Annotated in this window: 13 protein-coding genes; 11 read left to right on the top strand and 2 right to left on the bottom strand. The window is 61.3% G+C overall.

All coding sequences use genetic code 11. The features are described from left to right. From LBK75_11950 to rhaB, 7 genes are all read left to right on the top strand, one after another. Nucleotides 1–1,242, top strand: coding sequence for a 2-oxo acid dehydrogenase subunit E2 (locus LBK75_11950; protein ID MDR1158992.1), 1,242 nt, complete (start codon nt 1–3; stop codon nt 1,240–1,242). Nucleotides 1,243–1,254: 12 nt separating this feature from the next. Next, on the top strand, nt 1,255–2,538 hold the full coding sequence (locus tag LBK75_11945; GenBank protein MDR1158991.1) for an FAD-dependent oxidoreductase: 1,284 nt from the start codon (nt 1,255–1,257) through the stop codon (nt 2,536–2,538). 80 nt (nt 2,539–2,618) lie between these two features. Next, entirely contained in the window at nt 2,619–5,090 is a 2,472-nt protein-coding gene (locus LBK75_11940) for a dehydrogenase (GenBank protein MDR1158990.1), read from the top strand. Between the two features lie 77 nt (nt 5,091–5,167). Further along, nucleotides 5,168–6,430, top strand: a complete 1,263-nt coding sequence (locus LBK75_11935) for a zinc-binding dehydrogenase (protein MDR1158989.1) — start codon at nt 5,168–5,170, stop codon at nt 6,428–6,430. Between the two features lie 60 nt (nt 6,431–6,490). Then, nucleotides 6,491–7,297: an SDR family NAD(P)-dependent oxidoreductase gene (locus LBK75_11930; protein ID MDR1158988.1), complete on the top strand. Its 807-nt coding sequence runs from the start codon at nt 6,491–6,493 to the stop codon at nt 7,295–7,297. 8 nt (nt 7,298–7,305) lie between these two features. Further along, a complete protein-coding gene (locus tag LBK75_11925; GenBank protein MDR1158987.1) occupies nt 7,306–8,553 on the top strand; it encodes a PHP domain-containing protein in 1,248 nt (415 codons plus the stop codon). A gap of 104 nt (nt 8,554–8,657) precedes the next feature. Beyond that, nucleotides 8,658–10,067: a rhamnulokinase gene (gene rhaB, locus LBK75_11920; protein ID MDR1158986.1), complete on the top strand. Its 1,410-nt coding sequence runs from the start codon at nt 8,658–8,660 to the stop codon at nt 10,065–10,067. On the opposite strand, the gene LBK75_11915 is transcribed toward rhaB, so the two are convergent. After that, the gene (locus LBK75_11915; protein MDR1158985.1) at nt 10,061–11,113 is read right to left on the bottom strand and encodes a substrate-binding domain-containing protein; all 1,053 of its coding nucleotides are present in this window, start codon (nt 11,111–11,113) and stop codon (nt 10,061–10,063) included. The genes rhaB and LBK75_11915 overlap by 7 nt on opposite strands. Nucleotides 11,114–11,283: 170 nt before the next feature. Here LBK75_11915 and LBK75_11910 point away from each other — a divergent pair, with 170 nt between their 5' ends. The 3 genes from LBK75_11910 (at nt 11,284) to LBK75_11900 (ending at nt 16,115) form a co-directional block, all read left to right on the top strand. Continuing rightward, nucleotides 11,284–12,783, top strand: a complete 1,500-nt coding sequence (locus LBK75_11910) for an L-fucose/L-arabinose isomerase family protein (protein ID MDR1158984.1) — start codon at nt 11,284–11,286, stop codon at nt 12,781–12,783. A gap of 67 nt (nt 12,784–12,850) precedes the next feature. Continuing rightward, on the top strand, nt 12,851–14,602 hold the full coding sequence (locus tag LBK75_11905) for a histidine kinase (GenBank protein ID MDR1158983.1): 1,752 nt from the start codon (nt 12,851–12,853) through the stop codon (nt 14,600–14,602). Beyond that, nucleotides 14,580–16,115 carry a response regulator gene (locus LBK75_11900; GenBank protein ID MDR1158982.1) on the top strand — a complete coding sequence of 512 codons (1,536 nt, stop codon included), beginning with the start codon at nt 14,580–14,582 and terminating at the stop codon, nt 16,113–16,115. The genes LBK75_11905 and LBK75_11900 overlap by 23 nt, the downstream gene beginning before the upstream one ends. Before the next feature lie 55 nt (nt 16,116–16,170). Here the strand turns inward: LBK75_11900 and LBK75_11895 are convergent, their stop codons facing one another. Then, a complete protein-coding gene (locus tag LBK75_11895) occupies nt 16,171–19,818 on the bottom strand; it encodes a discoidin domain-containing protein (protein ID MDR1158981.1) in 3,648 nt (1,215 codons plus the stop codon). A gap of 165 nt (nt 19,819–19,983) precedes the next feature. Between LBK75_11895 and LBK75_11890 the strand changes: the two genes are divergently transcribed. Then, nucleotides 19,984–20,310 (top strand): AraC family ligand binding domain-containing protein, encoded by a 327-nt coding sequence (locus LBK75_11890; protein ID MDR1158980.1) that lies wholly within the window; start codon nt 19,984–19,986, stop codon nt 20,308–20,310. The last annotated feature ends 95 nt before the right edge of the window (nt 20,311–20,405 follow it).

Here is a 20,405-nt window from a genome sequence, read left to right as displayed (position 1 = left end):
ATGGCGACAATCATACGGCTACCGCAAATAGGCGTCAGTGAAGAGAGCGCGGTGCTGGCCGCGTGGCATGTACGTGTAGGGGATGCGGTCAAAATGGGGGATATCCTGTTCACGTTGGAGACAGGCAAATCCTCCTTCGACGTGGAGGCAGAGGCGGCGGGCACGGTATTGGCCATCTGGTGTGAGGAGGGCGAAGAGAAGCTGATCAAGGCGCCGTTGTGCGCCATCGGCGCGCCCGGAGAGGCCGTGCCCGAGGCGGAGGCGATTGGCAGTCCGACTGTGCCGACGGAGACGTCGAGCGCCCCGAATGCGCCGGCCGCAACGAAACTGGCCGCGCCGGCGTTTGTCGGCGCGGAAAATGCCGCCGGTACGGCGCGCGGCGCGAAAATCTCGCCGCGCGCGCGCCGTCTGGCCGACAAGGCGGGGGTGGACGCAGCCGAGGCCCGGCCGACGGGGCCGGAGGCGCGCGTCATCGAACGAGACGTGCGCGCGCTGATCGAATCGGGCGAGACGTCCGCCCAACCGGCGCCCGCGGCCGACGCGCCGAAGGCCGGCGCCGGGTATGAGGATAGGCCGCTTACATACCTGCGAAAACGCATTGCCCGGAACATGTACGATTCGCTGCAAAGCACGGCGCAGCTCACGCACAACGCTTCGTTCGACGCGACGGCACTGCTCGCGTACCGGGCGCTGTGCAAGGCATCGGAGGAGATGAGCGCCGTCACACTGACGGACATGATCCTCTATGCCGTCGCGCGGACGCTGCCGGAGCACATGGAATTAAATTCCCATTTTATGGAAGACTCGCTTCGGGTGTTTACGCATGTCAACTTGGCCTGTGCGGTGGACACGCCGCGGGGGCTCTTGGTGCCGGTGGTGTGGGAAGCCGACACCCTCTCGCTGCGGGCACTCAGTCGGTGCGTCAAGCAGCTGGCCGCGGACGCGCGCGCCGGACGCGTCGCGCCGGAGGATCTCACGGGCGGCTCGTTTACGGTCTCGAACCTTGGTATGTTTGGCGTGGAGAGCTTCACGCCTGTGCTAAACGCGCCGCAGACGGGTATCTTGGGTGTCTGTGCGGTGACGGAACGCGTGCGGACGGAGACGGGGACGCTGCGGAGCTACCCGGCCGTCACACTCTCGCTCACCTACGACCACCGGGCGGTGGACGGCGCGCCGGCGTCGCGCTTTCTGCAGGCGCTGTGCCGGAATCTGGAGCAGTTCAGCCTGCTGCTGGGGCGATGAAGGAGGACGGACATGTTTGATTTGATCGTGTTGGGGGGCGGACCGGCGGGGTATCTTGCGGCGGAGCGTGCGGGCGCCGCGGGGATGACGGTCTGCCTGTTTGAAAAGCGGGCGCTCGGCGGGGTGTGTCTCAACGAGGGATGTATCCCATCCAAGACATTGCTCCACGCCGCGAAACTCTACGATTACACAAAGACGGACAAATACGGTGTCACGGTACCGCGAGCCGACTACGATCACGCCGCGGTTATCGCCCGAAAAAATCGGGTGGTGAGAGCCAACGTGGCGGGCATCGAGGCGAAACTGAAGAAACATGGCGTGACCGTGGTGCGTGAGGCGGCGGCGCTGGAGGCGCGCGCGGAGGGCGGCTTTCGCGTGGGCGGCCGCATTGGACGGCAGGTGCTCATCGCGACCGGCTCGGAACCGATACGGCCACCGGTCGAGGGCATCGAACGGGCGCTGACGAACCGTGAGATCCTCGACTTAGAGACCGTGCCGAAGACGCTGGCCGTCATCGGCGGGGGCATCATTGGGCTCGAAATGGCCAGCGTGTTCAATTCCATCGGGACAAAGGTCACGGTGTACGAGATGCTAGACAAGATCGCCGGACCGACGGACCGGGAGATCTCTGAGATGCTGCAGAAGATCTATGAGAAAAAGGGCGTGTCCTTTGCCTTGGGGGCGCGCGTGCGGTCCATCGACGCGCTGGGGGCCGAGGTGACGCTGTGCAGCGTGGGCCGGCGCGCCGTTACGGAAGGCGTCGGTCTTGAGACGCTGGGTGTGGCGACGGAGCGCGGCGCAGTGGCAACAGACGAGCAGATGCGGACCAATGTCCCCGGCGTGTACGCCGCAGGGGACTGCAACGGCAAGTCCATGCTGGCGCACACGGCGTATCGGGAGGCCGAGGTGGCGGTAAACACGATGCTGGGGCGCCGGGACAGGATGGAGTACGGAGCGATTCCCTCGGTGCTGTACACAAATCCGGAGGCGGCGGGTTGCGGCGAGACGCTGGAGACGGCGCGGGCCAAGGGTTACGAGGCCCGAGAGGTGAAGCTGTCGATGCGTTATTCGGGACGCTTTGTAGCGGAAAACGAGGGAGCAGACGGGCTCTGCAAATTGGTGCTGCTGGGGCAGCGGCTGCTGGGCGTACATATGCTGGGCAATCCGTGCTCCGAGATTATCTCCACAGTTTCGCTGGCGATGGGGCGCGAAGTACCTATCGAGGCGCTCAAAAAAGTCATCTTTCCCCACCCCACAGTGGGCGAGATTTTGCGCGAAACGCTGTTCGAAGCCTGATCAAATCCACTTGCCCACCACCTGTCAATCACCACGCCCGCCGACAGCCACCCGGGCACAGAAAAGGAGAACAAAGCCATATGCCAAAATCATTGTTTGTCGACCCGGCCAAAGTGCGTGCAGCGAGTATGCTGACATTTGCACCTATCCCGCTCAACCAATACAGCACGCCGTTTGCGGAGGCGGCAAAGGCGTACACAAGGGAAGATCTCCTGGGGCTGCACCGAGACATGTATCTGATTCGCGAATTTGAGACGATGCTGTACTCCGTACGCACGGTGAAGCAGTACGGCGGCGTCGAATACGTCTATACCGGACCGGCGCATCTGTACGTGGGGCAGGAGGCCGGTGCCGTTGGCATGGCGTACACACTCACGAAAGACGACGTCATCTTCGGGTCGCACCGCAGCCACGGGGAAGTGCTGGCCAAGGGCTGCGCGGCGATCAAAAATCTGCCGGAAGATGAGCTCTATGACATCATGAAGCGCTTTATGGGCGGAGCGCTGCTGTCGGCGGTGGAAGCACACAACACATCCGGGCAGGTGCGCGACGTGGCGCTGGACTTTTTGCTGTACGGCTTCATGGCGGAGTTGTTTGGGCGTCGGAACGGGTTTACCGGGGGCCTTGGGAACTCGATGCACGTATTCTTCACGCCGTTTGGCATCTATCCGAACAACGCCATTGTCGGGGGTTCGGCGGGCATCACCGTGGGGGCCGCGCTGTACAACAAGGTAAACCGCAAACCCGGGGTGGTGGTGTGCAACATCGGCGACGGATCGCTGGGCTGCGGGCCGGTGTGGGAGGCGCTCAACTTCGCGGCGCAGGGTCAGTTTACGCAGCTCTGGGAGGGCGACATGAAAGGCGGACTGCCGCTTATCTTCAATGTCTTCAACAATGCTTACGGCATGGGCGGCCAGACGTCTGGGGAGACGATGGCTTACGATGTCCTGGCACGTATCGGAGCGGGTCTCTCGCCCACACAGCTCCACGCCGAACGCGTGGACGGATACAATGTGCTGGCGGTCATCGACGCCTTCACCCGAAAAAAGAAAATATTGGAAAATAGAGAGGGCCCGGTGTTGCTCGACACCGTTACCTATCGGTACGTCGGGCACTCGGCGACCGACTCGTCGTCGTACCGCACGAAAGAGGAGATCGAGGCCTGGCAGGCGGTGGACTCCATCGCGGCTTTCAAACAGGAGCTGACGGGCGCGGGGTTGAGCGGCGTGAGCGCGTTGGAGGAGACGGAGGCCGGGCTGCGCGCGCGCATTACCCGTATCATGAAGCTGGCGATCGACGAGAACGTGTCGCCCCGCATGGACCTGATGGCGGAACCGGACGCCATTCGAAAGTACATGTTCTCCAATCAGACAAAACGCAAGATGGCGGACGGCGAACCGGAAGCGCTGGCGCCAAAGGAGACCAACAGCCGGCTGAAAAAACTGGCGGACAAGGTGCGTTCCGAGATAGGATCAGACGGAAAGCCGGTCAGCAAGATCCGACAGTACAGCATACGCGACGCGCTCTTCGAGACCATTTTAGACAAGTTCTACGAGGATCCGACACTCATCGCCTTCGGTGAGGACAACCGAGACTGGGGCGGCGCGTTCGGTGTCTACGGCGGCGTAACGGAGTCCATGCCCTACCACCGCTTTTTCAACACGCCGATCTCGGAGGGTACCATTGTGGCGGCGGCCGTGGGCTACGGCCTGATGGGCGGCCGATGCGTGCCAGAGCTCATGTACTGTGACTTTCTGGGACGGGCGGGCGACGAGGTGTTCAACCAGCTCTCCAAATGGCAGGCGATGAGTGCGGGTGCGCTGCAGATGCCGGTGGTGCTGCGCGTCTCGGTGGGGTCGAAATACGGGGCTCAGCACGCGCAGGACTGGACGAGTCTGGCGGCGCATATTCCCGGGCTGAAAGTGTGTTTCCCGGCCACGCCGTATGACGCCAAGGGGTTGATGACGGCGGCGCTGAACGGTACCGACCCCGTGGTGTTTTTTGAGAGTCAGAAGCTCTACGACATGGGCGAGCGGTTCCACGAGGGGGGCGTGCCACGGGAGGCGTACGAGATCCCGTTGGGATTGCCGGACGTGAAACGCGTGGGCACGGATGTGACGATTTTGTCGGTGGGGGCGTCGTTGTATGCTGCGATGCAGGCGGCCGACGTGCTGCAGGAGACATACGGACTGTCGGCCGAGGTCATTGATGCACGAAGCTTGGTGCCGTTTGATTACGCGCCCGTGGCCGAGAGCGTCAAAAAAACAGGGCGGATCGTCCTGGTGTCGGACGCGTGTGAACGCGGCAGCCATCTGAACGACATGGCGCGCAATATCACGGAATTTTGTTTCGACGACCTGGACGGGCCGCCGGTGGTGGTGGGGGCGCCGAACGTCATCGCGCCTTGCCCGGAGCTGGAAGATTGGTATTACCCGCAAGCCTTCTGGATCCTGGACGCCATTCACCAGAAGATTGTGCCGCTCCCCGGGCACACACCGGGGATGAGCTTTGCCACCGGCGAGAAAATGCGCCGCGAACGGCTCGGCATATAAGGGTGCTGTATACACAGGGGCTCTCACACCGCACATACGCGGACCGGGCGTCGTACCCGGCCCGCAAGGGAGGGAAGATGATGGAGACAACGGCTGTGCGCCTGTATGGCAGACGGGACCTGAGACTGGAGCGCTTTGTGCTGCCGCCGATCCGGGATGATGAGATTTTGGCGAAGATCGTCTCGGACAGCGTGTGCATGTCGTCTCATAAGGCGGCGGAGCAGGGGGCGGCGCACAAGCGTGTGCCGGCGGATGTGGGCGAACGTCCTGTCATCATCGGCCATGAGTTCTGCGGGGCTATCTGTGAAGTGGGCGCCAAGTGGCGGGATCTGGTTCGTCCCGGGGAGAAGTTTTCAATTCAGCCGGCGCTGAGTGACCCCGGCAATGTGCATGCCGCGCCGGGCTATTCGTTTCCCTATCTTGGCGGCGACGCCACCTATGTAATTCTCCCGGCCGTAGTGATGGAGCGGAACTGTCTGCTGAAATACGAGGGCGACGCGTTCTTCATGGGGAGTCTCGCGGAGCCGGCCAGCTGTATTGTGGGGGGGTTTCACGTCAACTACCACACGGCGCCGGGCTCGTACGAACATCAGATGGGTATCCGCGCCGGCGGGAACATGGCGCTGCTGGCAGGGGTCGGGCCGATGGGGCTGGGGGCGATTGATTACGCGCTCCACAGCGACCGGCGACCGGGACTCCTGATGGTGACGGACATCGACGAGGCGCGGCTCACCCGCGCGGCGGCGCTGTATCCGCCGGACGAGGCCCGCCGGCAGGGGGTCGTGCTGCGCTATTTAAATACAAAGGACGTGCCGGACGTGCCGGGCGCCCTGCGGGCGCAAACGGAGGACGGACGCGGGTTTGACGACGTATTTGTGTACGCACCCGTCGCGCCCGTGGTGGAACAGGCGGACGCGATCCTCGCGTATGACGGCTGCTTGAATTTCTTTGCGGGGCCGACGGACCCCGCTTTCGCGGCGCGGTTTAACTTCTACAACGTACATTACATGGCGACGCACGTGGCGGGCAACTCCGGCGGCAATACGGACGACATGCGGGAGGCGCTCGCGATGATGGCGGGCGGCAAGCTGAACCCCGCGGCGATGATCACCCATGTGGGGGGCCTCGACTGCGTGGTCGACACGACGTTACGGCTGCCGGAAATCCCGGGTGGAAAGAAGTTGATCTACACGCATCTGTCACTGCCGCTCACCGCCGTAGACGAGGTGGGGCGGCGGATAAGCCCCGCCCTTGGCGCGATCGTCGAGCGGCACGGCGGATTGTGGCATGCGGAGGCGGAGGCCTGGCTGCTGGCGCACGGCCGTCCGCTGCCCGGCTGATGTGATGAGAGGGACCCGCTTAGGAACTCTTTAATGCCGAGTTGACAAGGAGGAAAGCGCGTGAACAGGCTGAAAGACAAAGTATGCGTCATCACGGGTTCGGCGCAGGGCTTCGGCGAGGGCATCGCCGAATGTTTGAAAGCGGAAGGTGCGCGCGTGATCATCGCCGACCGCAACCGCGCGCTGGCGGAGCAGACGGCGGCGCGCCTGGGGGAATTTGCCATCGGCGTCGACGTGGGCGCCGAGACGGAGGTCGAAGCGCTGGTGCGGGAGACGATGGCGCGGTTCGGACGGCTGGATGTATTCATTTCCAACGCCGGCATCCTCCAATCGGGAGGACTGGAGGACATGGATCTTAAGATTTTTGAGCGGATGACGCACGTCAACTATACGGCGTTTTTCCTCTGCGTCAAGTATGCTGCGCGCGCCATGCGCGCGCAGCGCGCGCAGCATCCGGAGCGGAGTTACGACATCATCCAGATCAACTCCAAATCGGGCCTCGAGGGCTCCAAAAAAAACTTTGCGTACGCGGGCGGCAAGTTTGGCGGAATCGGACTGGTACAAAGTTTTGCCAAAGAATTGGTGGAAGACGGCATCAAGGTCAACGCCATCTGCCCCGGCAACTATTTCGAGGGGCCGCTCTGGGCAGACCCGGAGCACGGTCTGTTCACGCAGTATCTGAAAGCGGGCAAGGTGCCGGGCGCGCGGACGGCGGAAGATGTGCGCCGTTTTTATGAGAGCAAGGTGCCGATGAATCGGGGCTGCCAGCCGCTCGACGTGACACGGGCCATCCTGTACTGCGTCGAGCAAGTGTACGAAACAGGACAGGCCATCCCCGTTACGGGCGGACAGAACATGCTGAGATGAGGGACACGATGGAAAAGGAAATCTGGCCGGGACTGAACGCGCCCGCCGCGGCGGAGCGGCTGCGCGCCGCGCAGGCGGCGGCCCGGGCGCCGGCGCCGGTCCGCACGCGTTTTACGAACAACCACATCCACACCATCTACAGTTTTTCGCCTTATTCGCCCGCGGCGGCGGTGTGGAAGGCGGCGCAGGCCGGTCTCTGTACGGCGGGGCTCATGGACCACGACACCATCGGCGGTGCGCGGGAGTTTTTGGCGGCAGGTCAGAGCTTTGCTATGCCGGTTACCATTGGGCTTGAGTGCCGCACCAGCATGGCCGGCACACCGTTTGGCCGCCGCCGCACCAACAACCCGGATCAAATCGGCATCTCTTACGCGGCGCTGCATGGAGTTCCGCACGGCTGTTTTGACGCGGTGGCGGCCTTCATGGCGCCGTACACAGCGGCGCGGGAGCGCCGCAACCGCGCCATGGTACCGCGCCTCAATGCCATGCTGCCGGAGGGTCTTCGGCTGGACTACGACAAAGAGGTCCGGCCGCTTTCCGAGGCCGATACGGGCGGTAGTGTCACCGAGCGACATATTTTGTATGCCTTGAGTAGTAAAATATTGGAAGAAAAGGATCCTGCCGCGGTGGTGGAGCGCACGTTGCACTTGCCGCTCGGGGCCGCGCAGCGGACTGCGCTGGCCGATGCGCGGCAGCCCTATCGGAACTACGATCTGCTGGGCGTGTTGAAAGCATCCCTCGTCGAGCGGTTCTATCTGCCGGTCGGGGAGGAGTGCCCGCCCGTCGAAACCCTCGCGGTTTTCTGCCGGGCGCACCGGATCGTGTTGGCGTACCCTTACCTGGGGGATGTGCGCGGTTCGGCGACGGGCGATAAAAAGGACCAAAATTTCGAGGACGAGTATCTCGACGAATTGATGGCGGCGCTGCCGTCACTGGGATTTGCGGCGGTGACTTACATGCCCTCCCGCAATACGGCCCGGCAGCTTGCGCGGGTGCAAGCGCTCTGCCGGCGGCACGGTCTCTTTGAGATTTCCGGCGAGGACATCAACCAGCCGCGCCAGAGCTTTGTCTGCGAGAAACTGGCGGAGCCGGCGTTCGCACACCTCTACGAGGCAGCTTGGGCGCTCATCGGGCACGAGGCGCGCACGACAAAGGGACTGGACGACGGTCTATTGGCGGGCACCGGCGATCTCGCCCGGCGTGTCGCGGTACTTGGCGCCTATGCCCGGGCGCTCTTTGACGAAACGTCGGCGTGACGTCCGCGCCCGGTTCCGGCCGTGTGCCGACATTTTCTGCCGGGCACTTTTTTCAAAAACAGAAGGTCCGGCCGGGCGGCCGGACGCGACGGGAGGCTTGTGTCATGCGATATTATCTGGCCGTCGACATCGGCGCTTCCAGCGGGCGTCATGTCCTGGGATATAAACAGGACGGCCGTCTCGTGTTTGAGGAGATCCACCGCTTCCGGAACAACCTTCTGCGCCAAAACGGCATGTGCTGCTGGGATTTTAACGCCCTGTTTGCCGAGGTGCTGGCCGGCATGAGAAAATGCGGAGAGATGGGAAGAGTCCCGGTGAGTGTCGGGGTCGACACCTGGGGCGTCGATTTCGTCCTTCTCGACGGGACGGGGCAGGTGCTAGGCTGCCCCGTCAGCTACCGAGACACCCGTACAAACGGCATGGACGCGCTGGTTGCACGGCGGATGTCCGAGGAGGAACTGTACCGAAGAACCGGGATCCAAAAGCAGATCTTCAACACGATCTACCAGTTGATGGCCGTCAAAAACAGCCGGGAAGAGCACTTGCAAAAGGCGAGATGCCTGTTGCTGCTCCCCGACTATTTTCACTTTCTGCTCTGCGGCGCGCGCAAGACCGAGTACACAAACGCGACGACGACGCAGCTCGTGAACGCCACGCGGAGACAGTGGGACGACGAGCTGATCGCCGCGTGCGGGTACCCGCGGGATATCTTCCAAGAGATCGTCCCGCCCGGGACAGAACTCGGGACGCTGACGCCCGCCGTACGGACGGCGGTGGGATACGGCTGCGCGGTGGTGGCGCCTGTGACCCACGACACCGGATCGGCCGTACTGGCGGTACCCGCGTCGGGGCAAGATGTACTCTACATCAGTTCCGGGACATGGTCGCTGATGGGCACGGAGCGCGCCGCGCCGGACTGTTCGCCCCAGAGCCGGGCGCACAACTTTACAAACGAGGGCGGCTACGGAGGGACATACCGCTTCCTCAAAAATATCATGGGCCTTTGGATGCTGCAATGCGTCGGCCGGGAACTGGGCGGCGCCTACTCTTTCGACGCGCTCAGCGAGATGGCGGCTCGGGAGACGATCACATCTCTCGTCGACTGCAACGACAACCGGTTTTTGTCGCCGGAGAACATGTCGGGAGAGATCGCGCGCTGCTGTGCCGAGAGCGGGCAGGCGGTTCCTCAGACGCCGGGCGCGCTGGCCGCTGTGATCTACAACAGCCTCGCCGTCTGTTACGGGCAGACCGCGCAGGCCCTGGAGACGCTGACGGGGCGCACCTTCCGAGACATCCACATTATCGGCGGGGGCGCCAAAGACGCCTATCTAAACGCGCTCACGGCACGGCGCACGGGCAAGACGGTGCTGGCGGGCCCCACGGAGGCCACGGCCGTAGGAAACTTGCTGGCCCAAATGATCACGGGAGGGGAGTTTGGCGGCGTGGCGGAGGCCAGACAGTGCGTCAGCCTATCGGCGGACCTCAAGGTTTGCCGTCCGCCGAACTCTCAGTAGACGAGTTCCCACTCTCCGATGTTGTCGCTGTCGAATTTGACGGGGTCTCCGAGAAGGATCTCGGTGCCGCCGTCCGCGCTGACCGTCACGAACCGCTGCCCGAGGCGGCCGGCTGTCAGGATGTCTCCCACCGCCCCGGTGATTTCATCGGCGTGCAGCGCATGGGCCGACCAGGCCGCCAGATATCCGATGTCGATTGGATTCCAGAGATACATCCACGGGCAGTGTCCGCTCCGGATAAACGACGCAATCTCGGAGGGGAGCCCGAGGCCGGTGAAGACCACATCGGGCGAGCGGGTCTCCAGCACACGGCCCACCGCCAGCATGCCGACGACGGAGGGGGTGATGATGGCTTTGAGATCGCTGTGCGTCCGCAGGAGAGACAGGGCGGCCTCGGTCGATTTGTCGGGATCGTCGTCACCGTACAGTACCGGCAGCAATTCAAAATCCCGGTATTTCAGAGGATTTTCCTCGATCTCTTTCAGCATCCAGGAGATCCAGAGGTTTTGGTTGGTGGCATAGAGAGTGGATGAGATGAGCCCCACTTTCCCGTGGCCGTCGGTCATGCTCCAGGCCGCCTGGATCAGCACCCGGCCGATGAGTTCGGGACTCGCCTGCTGGATGTGTGTCATCCGGCTGCCGGGGTTTACGGAGGAGTCCAGGGAGAGGACGCTGATGCCGGCTGCCATGGCCGCCTGCAGCGAGGGTTCCAGCGCGTCGGCGTCATTGGCGGCGATGGCGATGGCGTCGACGGAACGCGCGTCGACCAGCCGTTCGATGATCTCTATCTGCGCGTTTGCCGTGTAGGCGCTAGGTCCCTCGAAAATGGGCACGGCGCCGATTTCCTCGCAGGCCGCGGCAAAGCCCTCGTACATTTTTAACATATAGGGGTTGGTTTTCTCTTTGACGATCAGCGCATATATCGGGGGTTTGGGCGTCGGTGTAGGTGCGGGGGTATCCGTGGGTACGACGCCGTTGCCCCGGCAGGAGGTCAGAACCAGCAACCAGGGGAGAAGGCGCGCGGCGTATCGAATGTAATTTCGCATGATGCCACTCCTTTTCGGGCGGATAGGATGTCTGTCGATGAAGATCCATTGAGACAATAAAAGGCGCCCCATATCTCGCAGACAGACCGCGCCATAGGCGGACAAAGTGCCGGCCCTCACACCATCTATTATAAGAGAAAAGATTACAAATGTAAAGAGGCGAGTCAAATATGAGAGACAACATCAAACCGCATCCCGTCGTCCGTGTGGGGCTATATTCGGTGGGCCTCAAGGCTTACTGGGCTCAGTTCTCGGGCATGCGGGCAAGATTAGAAAAATATGGAAAATTCATTGAACAAAAGATGACGGCTTGCGGCGGCGAGGTGTACAACTTCGGTCTGGTAGAAGACGCCGATTCCGGCCTGCGAGCGGGAGCATTTTTCGCGGAACGGCATGTGGATATCGTCTTCTGCCACAACGCGACCTATGTGACCAGCGACAGCGTGCTGCCAGTGCATCAGGCATGTCCCGCGCCCGTTGTGATCTTAAATTTGCAGCCGGCGCCCCAGCTCGACTACGCCGGAACAACGACGGGGGAGTGGCTTGCCCAGTGTGCGGGCTGTTCCGTGCCGGAACTCACAAACGCCCTGCACCGCGCCGGCATTCGGTACCGCGTGGTGAACGGCCTGCTGGGGCTCGCAGAGAACCCGGCGGAGGCCGTGGCGGACGAGGTGTCGGCGCACCGGCCGGAAGCGCGGCACGCTTGGGAGGAGATTGCCCAGTACATCGGGGCGGCCAGTGTCAGGCGCGCGCTGCGCGGGGCCCGGTTTGGGTTTTTGGGGAACAACTACAGCGGCATGTTGGACCTGTACAGCGATTTCACGATGGTGCAGGCGCAGACCGGGATCCATGTGGATATCCTTGAGATGTGCGACCTCGACCAGGCGTTGGCGCAGGTGACGCAGGAGGAGCGGGCGGAGAAACACCGGCAGGTGCAGGCCATGTTTCAGATCAGCGGAGACTCAGACGCGGACCCGCTGGCCCGAAAGCCGACAAAAGCGCAGATGGACTGGTCGTGTCTGGTGGCGGCGGCGCAGGAGAAACTGGTACGCGCTCACGGCCTGGACGCGCTCGCGTATTACTACCACGGCGCCGCCGACAATGCCTACGAGCGGCTGCAATCGGGATTCATCGTGGGGCATTCGCTGCTCACGGCCCGGGGGATTCCTTGTGCGGGTGAGGGCGACCTGAAGACGGCGCTCGCCATGAAGATCTGCGACGTGCTTAACGTGGGCGGGAGTTTTTGCGAAATCGTGATCGTCGATTACGCAAACGGCACGATCCTGGTGGGGCACGACGGTCCGTTCCACATCGCAATCTCGAACGGCAAACCCATTCTGCGCGGAATGGGGCTCTACCACGGGAAGCGGGGCTCTGGCGTCTCGGTGGAGGCCAAGGTGAGAAGCGGCCCGGTGACGCTGCTCGGGTGTACGCAGACCCGTGACGGCCGTCTGAAATTGATCATCAGCGAAGGGGAAGCCACAGACGGTCCGATCATGCAGATCGGCAATACGCAGACGCCGGTCCGGTTCCCGAAGGCACCCGACGCCTATATGGACGCTTGGTTTGCCGAGGCGCCCACGCACCATTTTGCCCTGTCGGTCGGGCACAACGGGGCGTTGTTTGCCAAGACGGCCGATCTGTTGCAGATTCCCCATGTGATTTTGTGATCCGGCGCCCAAACGGCGCCGGGGACGCGCGGGTACGGAATGTCGGACATGATGGGTGGAGGTGAACATGCAAAGTCGAAAACAGGGCGGCGGGTTCCTACGCAAGCTGATGGGCAGTTACTCCCTGGTGTTCAGTGTGATCGTGCTTGCGCTGTCGGTGTTCGCCTACCGCTATGTGGCGGAGATCAGTCGGAAGACCGCCGAGATCCATCTGGCGCAGCTCGCGGAGAAGACGGCGTCCCAAGTGCAGGACTACTTGGATGAGATGTCCAAGATGGCGGAGCAGATCAAGAGCGACAACCGAATCATGAACATTTTTGTCTCCTTGCAAAAGCAGCAACACAGTGGCAATTACTTCGAAGACGACGTGCTCACGCGGATCGATATCGCCAGCATCCTGGCCTCCCACAACGGGCCGAGCATGCCGATCTGGCGCATCAATGTGTACAATCAACACGGTGATTTCATTTACTCCGGCGCGCCGATCGACCCGAAGCCGGACGGACGGGCGATCACCCGTGCGGTGTATCCGGACAGGCAGGCGCTGGTCGACGTCTTTGCCGCGCAGGGGGAGCGATTTCTTATCCTGCCTCCGCAGCCGGACCGCTGGTCCGGGATGTTCACCGAGCGCTACGTCTCGTTTTTGATGCCCATCACCGACTACTACTCAAGCGAGATCTACGGCGTCATCGAACTCCAGCAGTCGGAGGAAAAATTGAGCGGACGCATCGTACCGGACGCGCTGTCCGATTTGCATGTATTTCTTTTCGACGGAGAGGGCGCGCAGATCTTCCCGGGGGACAGTTCATTTCGGGATAGGATGACGAGCAGCAGCTACAGCGTCGCGCGGTACTCGGTGGATCAGTACGGATGGGAGGTCGTATTGGCACAGGGGCGGGAGAGCATGCTGCAACCCTATCGATCCATTTTATTTTTTCTGCTGATCGGCGATGTGGTGCTCCTGCTCGTGCTGCTTGTGATGGTCTATGTGATCTCAAAACGAATCACCAGGCCGCTGGTACTCCTCAGCCAAAAGGTGCGCGGAGTCTCCTTCGGAAACATTCCGTCCGACTGGGGCGGCAAGGCGGAAGGGATGGATGAGGTGCAGGAGCTCAGCGTGGCGTTTTCCTCGATGCTGAGGCGGCTCACGAATTCCATCGCCTACGAGAAAAAGGCGTATCTGCAGGCGCTGCAGTCCCAGATGAATCCACATTTTTTATTCAATTCTCTCTCGATTTTGAGCAGCATCGGCATGGAAATCGACAATGAGGAGATCGTCGGCACCTGTTCAAAAATCTCTGAAATTATGCGCTATTCCTCTGACACACGGCCGTCCACCATTGGGCAGGAGATCGAAAATCTGTATAATTATCTCGACCTGATGAAGCTGCGCTATGAGGAGCATTTCTCCTATTGTATCGACGCGGAACCGATGCTTGATTTCATCCCAATCGCAAGGTTTGTCCTGCAACCCATCGTCGAAAACTGCTTTGAACACGGATTTAAACGAGTGCTGCCTCCCTGGTATATCCATGTGTCCGCGCACGTCACGCCGGATGGCTGGCGCATCACCATCGCCGACAACGGCAGCGGGTTCGATGAGGAAAAACGGCTGGAGATTGAGAAAAAGGTGCAACAATATACGAAGGACCTGCCGGCCAATTACACGGATATGAAAATCGGTGGGCTGGGACTGGCCAATACGATCATTCGACTCAAGTTTTTTGGAGGGGCCTGTTGTACGATCGGCCGCAACGAGCCGACGGGGACAATTGTGTCTATTTGCGGAGGTAAACATGATCAAAGTGTTGCTGGTTGAGGATGAACCGCCCATAGGACGCGCCGTTAAGAAGATGGTCGAACAGGCGTCGCCGCAGTTTTCCGTGATCGGGTGTGAACTCAACGGGCAGGCGGCGTTGAACCGTCTGGCCAAGGAACGGGTGGACGTGTTGATCACCGACATCCAGATGCCTGTCATGGACGGCCTGCAGCTTCTGGAGCGAGTGCGGACCCTGTACCCGGATTGTCTGACGATCATCTTGAGCGGATATCAGGATTTCTTTTATGCCCAGTCCGCGTTGCGGCTCGGCGCGATCGACTATTTGCTGAAACCTGTCTCCCGGGAAAAACTGTCCGAATTGCTCGGCCGGTTGGAAGGTATGTGCGCCATGCGGGAGATCAGCAAGAAACGAGACCTCCTCTCAAGGAGTATACAGGGAGGTGAGGCGCCGTCGGATACGAGTGAAGAAAAATGTCTGGTGCTGCTGGCCTGTGTGGGTGCCTGGCCGATGGTGCCGAACGACACAATGGTGCCGGGCGCCGTTTTTTGGGAGAGCTTTCTGCTTGAGGCGCTGATCGGCATGATGCTGCACGAGACGGAGCACGTACTGATTTTCGAAGGCAAAGTCCGGGCGGAGCGGGTTATCGTTCTCGAAAATGTGCCGTCCGACCGGGTGCAGCGCCTTGCGGACGGTATCTTTACACGGCTCACCAAACTGGCCGCCCCACTGGCAGTGACGCTGTGCGGCTTCTCCTCGCTGGTGGCGATGGGAGAAGTCGGCGCGATCATCCGGGCACTGCGCGCACGGATGTACAACGAGATCAAACTGTGCCGCTCGCAGTGCCTATGGGATGCTGCCGTCGCGGAGAAAGCGAAGATCACCGTTGCCGATCTTCCGATCGAAGACATTGTAAACGCGTTGGTGAACCAAAACAGCCGGTTGCTGCGCAACTTCGTCGCCTCCGCCGTCGAGCGCGCGGTGGAGGGGCGGCTTTCGCAGATGGAGTTTGTCCGTTTTCTCGACGTGATCATCTGCGACCAGCGCATCTATCACACGATGAAGGCGGGCGTGAAGCTTGACATGAGCGAGGCCATTACCAACGCGATGACGCCCAAAGACTTGACGGAGAACCTGTATGCGATTTTGGACCACTTCCACGGCGTCGAGTGCAAAGTGGTGCAAAAGGAGCTCATCGTCAACATTGAACGGTACTTACAGCAAAATTACAACAAAAACATTACAAACGCGATGCTGTCGCAGGAGTTCGGCTTTGTCCCATCCTATGTAAGCAAGGTGTTCCGCCGGCACAAGGGGGTCAGCCCGGCGGAATACATGACGCGCCTGCGTATCGAGAAGGCCAAACGTATGATCGTCGGGCAGTCCGATCTGCGGATGAAGGACATCGCGCAGTTCCTCGGGTACAGCGACCCCTACTATTTTTCCAAAATTTTCAAAAAAGAGACGGGCCAATGGCCGTCCCAGTATCAGGAAGGAGGCGTTTCTATCTCACCTTTCCCGTTTGAAAATGGTGCTTCGTGGGGGGAGCACTGACTCAGGGAGCGTCCGGCCGTGTGGTTTCGGCCGAACGCTCCCTGCAGTGCGCTGTTTATCCGACGCTCACCGTGACGACATGCATGAGACCGCTGCCATCCAGAGCGCGCAGGGTGACGAGGGTGGTGCCGGCCTTTCGTCCCGTGACCAGGCCGTTTTGGTCCACGCTCACGACATCCGGGTTGCTGGATGCGAATTCGTAAACCGCGCTGTCGATGGAGAAGTTCAGCGGCGCTCTCCCCTTGATACGCAGGGAGACACGGGCCGAGGAGTGCGCTTTTACGGTCGTCGCGAAGATTGGCGCGGACGCCGCGACACCGTCCAGCGACGCCTCGTACCGATGTCCGCCCAGCCACGGCAGGTCTTGCGTCGCTTCGGCCGGCAGGGTGACGCGCACATCGCCGGCCTCGTCCGCGAAGATCTCAGCGGCGTAGTCGCAGTCGGACGCCGATGGGGTGCGCTGGTAAGCGGCCAGGAGCGCGACCCGCTGGTGGGGCGAGAAACCGGAACCGGCGACTGTGACTGTCCGGGCGGTCTTATCTGGGTGAACCGAGACGATCATTTCGCCGGCGGGCCGGGCGACGATAAACACCGAACTGACTTTGTCGAGAGAGAGAGTCACCCGGGTAACCGGGATGCCGTCCACCGTGAGGATTTCGCAGGCGGCCGCGGTTCTGGTACCGTCGTGCGGATTCCAGAGCATGGGTGCCGAGAGCCGGCCGCGCAGGTCCACTGTCCCGCTGAGGGCGGTGTCGCCGGAGTTTGCAAAGTAGTAGATCTCGTGTCCGTCCTTCACTTTGTGGAGGTAGCTGAAACTGCCGCCCGGCAGCGCGCCGGGTACGCCCGTCACCTTCACGTCGAAGACGGGCAGCAGGCGGTCCAGGGTGTCCGCCAGGGTGTCCGTGTAGGCGCGGCCGAGGAAGACGGCGCGGCCGCCGGCCTCGTTTTCCTGTTCCGCGAGCAATTCCTCGGGCCTGGCCAGGTTGTTGCCGCCGCCATGGTAGAGGGCGAATTCTTGGATTGAGACGCTGTCAGATACGATGGCGTCGATATACAGCCGGACTCGGTCGGTGGTCACCGGGGTGAAATCGACGGCGGCCGAGGCGCCGATGGAGGTGCCCGAAGCGCAGTCGGTCCAACCAGCACCGTCCCAGGCCTGCACCCGATAAGCGGTGACGCGGTAGGGCGGGTTCTCCTGGATGACGGCACGGCTCACGGTCACGTCCCGCCCGAAGTCCACCTGCAGCCACTGATTTCCGCCCGATTGGTCGCCCGCATTCCAGCGGCTTCCGTTGGAGGCTTCGCCATCAAAGGCTTTCTCCGGTGCGTACTGGGGGTTGTTTTGGAAAAAGGAGGAGGCGGTGTACTGCAGTGCGGTGGACGGCAGAAGCGCCGAAGCCTCCACACCGAACATCTCGGAGATGATCTCTCTGACCTCGCCGTCGCGGCCCGATTCCGCGGACTGATAGGGGAGTTGGGTGGTTGCGATCACTTGCCCGCCGCCTTCGAAGAAGTCTTGAATCTTCTCTAAGGCCGCCAGACTGATGGTCTTGGCGCCGGGCATGATCAGGACTTTATAGTTTTCGTAGTTGACGTCGTTTTGCAGCCGGAAGGTGTCTCCGTCCGCCTCGCAGCGCTCGGCGATGATCTCCGGATGCAGGTAAGTGAAGTCCCGGCGGAGGGTCGTGGAGAGCATGTGACCGAGATCCATGTAGTCGGCCTCCTCCGGTGCGACGCCGTAATAGGGGTTGCCGACGTCAAACTGGGTCGCGGCCTGCAGGGTGTGAATGGGGTAGACGACGCCGATGTCCGCCACGTGGCGTCCGTTTTGCAGCAAGCCGCTGACTCGGCCGATGAAATCGTTGTACGCCGGCAGTTCCGGGCCATACCGCGCGCTGCGGAACGAGAGCTCCGGCGGGTTGTCGATGGCTCTCTCGTTGTTGTACCAGATGGCGTGGGGCACCACAAAGTTGATGCCGCGGACGAGCTGGTTCATGATGTCCTTGTAAAGGACGGGGATGCCCATGTTCTCGCCCATCCCGCCGTAGGTTTCGGTCATCACAAGGCCCTTGTCCCAGTTATAGGCGGAGGAGCTGACGAGTTTGTAGGCCTTGAGAGCCCGGTCGTAGGCGAAGACTTCGTCGACACCTGGGATGTCCTGGTGGGAAAAGATCTTCAGCATGTCGCCGGGCGACGTAGTCGGATTGACGTTCTCCTCTTGATCCATGTGGCCGGTCAGCGCGATGCCGTGCGCCCGGCACCAGTCGTTTAGCCGCTTGATGTATTGGGTGGCGAACAGCTCCGTACGAAAACCGAAGAGCGCGTTTCGCGCCGACGCGGTGGCGCCGCCGATGTCGTACCAGAGAGCGGGGTAGAGAGTAATGGGATTGTACCCGTATGCCGCCTCAAACAGTTCGTTGAACCGGCCCGTCCAGGTGCGGCCTTGGGCGTGGTAGAGCATGGGCTCGTCATAGAAGGCGCTGTCGATGACGTCGCCGAAGTACTCGGAGAAGTGCTCGTAATAAACCTCGTGAGTGGTCGCAATGAAGTTGTCTACGGCCTCCCCGCTCAGATAGTCCACCAGACCGTCGCCGTCTTTGACAGAGGCAAACGCCATCACCTTCCAAGTGCCGGCCGGCGCCTCCCAGACGACGCGGTCAAAGTTGTCGCCGACCGCGGGTGTAGGCAGTTTGACGCCGTCGTGGAACCACTCCACTTCGTAAATCGAGGCGGAATCGGTGGGCGCGCTGGTTGTGTAAATCATCAGGCGGAACCGCCGGGCCGTCACCGCCGGAAAACTGTGTTCCCGCAGTGCTCCGAGAGTGGAACCGGCCGCGAGGTCCACCCAGCCGTTTCCGTCGTAGTACTGGACGGCGTACGACCGGATTCGGCCGAGCGCTTCCCGGATGACCACTCGGTCCACAGTGGTATCTGTCTCGTAGTGCGTCTCCAGCCATTGATCGACGCCTATGGAGGACCCCGCGTTCCAGCGGGTGCCGTAGTCGCCGTCAAAGGCCCGGTCGGGGCCGAAGGTCTCGCCGCCGAGAGCGGCGTGAGAGGTGGAGGCGGACACGCCGACCGCCGGCTCGTCGGCGAAGACCGCGCGGTCGGAGATGTCGAGGATCTCGTGGGTGTCGGTGTTCACGGCCACCGCGCCCAAGTAGGTCCGGTAGGCCCCTTGGGGGATGGCCAGAGTCACGGGGGCGGGTCCCGCGACGTCCGTCTCGCTCTTGTCCAGACGTTTCAGTGTGGACTCCGGGAAGTCCCGGGCCAGCAGGCCGCCCGCCGTCCCGCTCGGGAAGCCGTCTTCGTCGTACAGACACATCTTCATGCCCAATTCCTTGGCCACCGCCAGTGCGTATCCGTAGAGCTCCAGGTAGTCGTCGGAGAGATAGTTGTCCAGCCAGTTGGGCAGGATGCCGAACCCAAAATAACCGCTTTGTTCGCTGGACCCCACCATGATCTCGCGGATGCCCTCCTTGGTGATGTCGCTCAGGCGGCGACCCGCGCTGTTCCAAAACCACAAGGGGCGGGATTTGCTCTCGCGAGGCGGCGTCTGAAAACGCCCGTAGAGAACATCCGTGGCGGTGTCGTCCGGACGCGTCTCGGCGGCGCGGACCTGTGTTATCCCACCCGACAGGCACAGGGAGAGAGACAAAAACATGCTGAGAGATAGGCGCAGGATATCCGTTGCTTTTTTCATGACTGGCTCCTTTCCAATGAATGCACATAATAAGTGGAAATCATGGGAGATAATTGTGCAATACACCTACAGGTTTATTGTATGATAGGCCCCGAGGGATGTCAATTGGGAAAAGTTGCGTATAGACAGGACAATATTGCTGGGTGCGGTGAAGGGGTGATGGCAATGTATCTGGATTATCGGCTCAATGTCGGAAAGGAGTCCGTTTGGCTGATCTCTCATGTGCAGACCACTGCAAAGAAACCGCCGTTTTTTGTGGAAGAAATTGGTAAATTTTGGGCGAAAAGAGAATACTATACCCGCCGCGAAGACAAAAAGATGTATCTGCTTCTCTACACGCTCTCGGGAGAGGGGGTGCTTTCTTACGAGGGTAACACCTGGGCGCTGTCTCGGGGGACCGTTGCATTTATCGATTGCCGGCCGTATCATGCCTACAACACCGCCCTCCACTCGGAGGACAATTGGATGTTTTATTTAACAAGCGGCTGGTAAAAACCACGGACTTCAGTCCGTAAATTCTTTCAGAACTTGTAGACACTTTAGTGTCATCTGGTATAATGGAAGCGGGGTGACGCCGGTGGAATACA

The organism is Oscillospiraceae bacterium (assembly GCA_031265355.1).
Lineage (GTDB): Bacteria > Bacillota > Clostridia > Oscillospirales > UBA929 > JAIRTA01.
The sequence above is the reverse complement of the archived record's forward strand: the minus strand, read 5'-3'. Positions and strand labels throughout refer to the sequence as shown.

Coding starts and splice junctions, on each gene's coding strand:
- LBK75_11900 (MDR1158982.1), top strand. CDS start 14,580: ATGATCAAAGTGTTGCTGGTTGAGGATGAACCGCCCATAGGACGCGCC.
- LBK75_11905 (MDR1158983.1), top strand. CDS start 12,851: ATGCAAAGTCGAAAACAGGGCGGCGGGTTCCTACGCAAGCTGATGGGC.
- LBK75_11940 (MDR1158990.1), top strand. CDS start 2,619: ATGCCAAAATCATTGTTTGTCGACCCGGCCAAAGTGCGTGCAGCGAGT.
- rhaB (MDR1158986.1), top strand. CDS start 8,658: ATGCGATATTATCTGGCCGTCGACATCGGCGCTTCCAGCGGGCGTCAT.
- LBK75_11910 (MDR1158984.1), top strand. CDS start 11,284: ATGAGAGACAACATCAAACCGCATCCCGTCGTCCGTGTGGGGCTATAT.
- LBK75_11950 (MDR1158992.1), top strand. CDS start 1: ATGGCGACAATCATACGGCTACCGCAAATAGGCGTCAGTGAAGAGAGC.
- LBK75_11945 (MDR1158991.1), top strand. CDS start 1,255: ATGTTTGATTTGATCGTGTTGGGGGGCGGACCGGCGGGGTATCTTGCG.
- LBK75_11890 (MDR1158980.1), top strand. CDS start 19,984: ATGTATCTGGATTATCGGCTCAATGTCGGAAAGGAGTCCGTTTGGCTG.
- LBK75_11925 (MDR1158987.1), top strand. CDS start 7,306: ATGGAAAAGGAAATCTGGCCGGGACTGAACGCGCCCGCCGCGGCGGAG.
- LBK75_11895 (MDR1158981.1), bottom strand. CDS start 19,818: ATGAAAAAAGCAACGGATATCCTGCGCCTATCTCTCAGCATGTTTTTG.
- LBK75_11935 (MDR1158989.1), top strand. CDS start 5,168: ATGATGGAGACAACGGCTGTGCGCCTGTATGGCAGACGGGACCTGAGA.
- LBK75_11915 (MDR1158985.1), bottom strand. CDS start 11,113: ATGCGAAATTACATTCGATACGCCGCGCGCCTTCTCCCCTGGTTGCTG.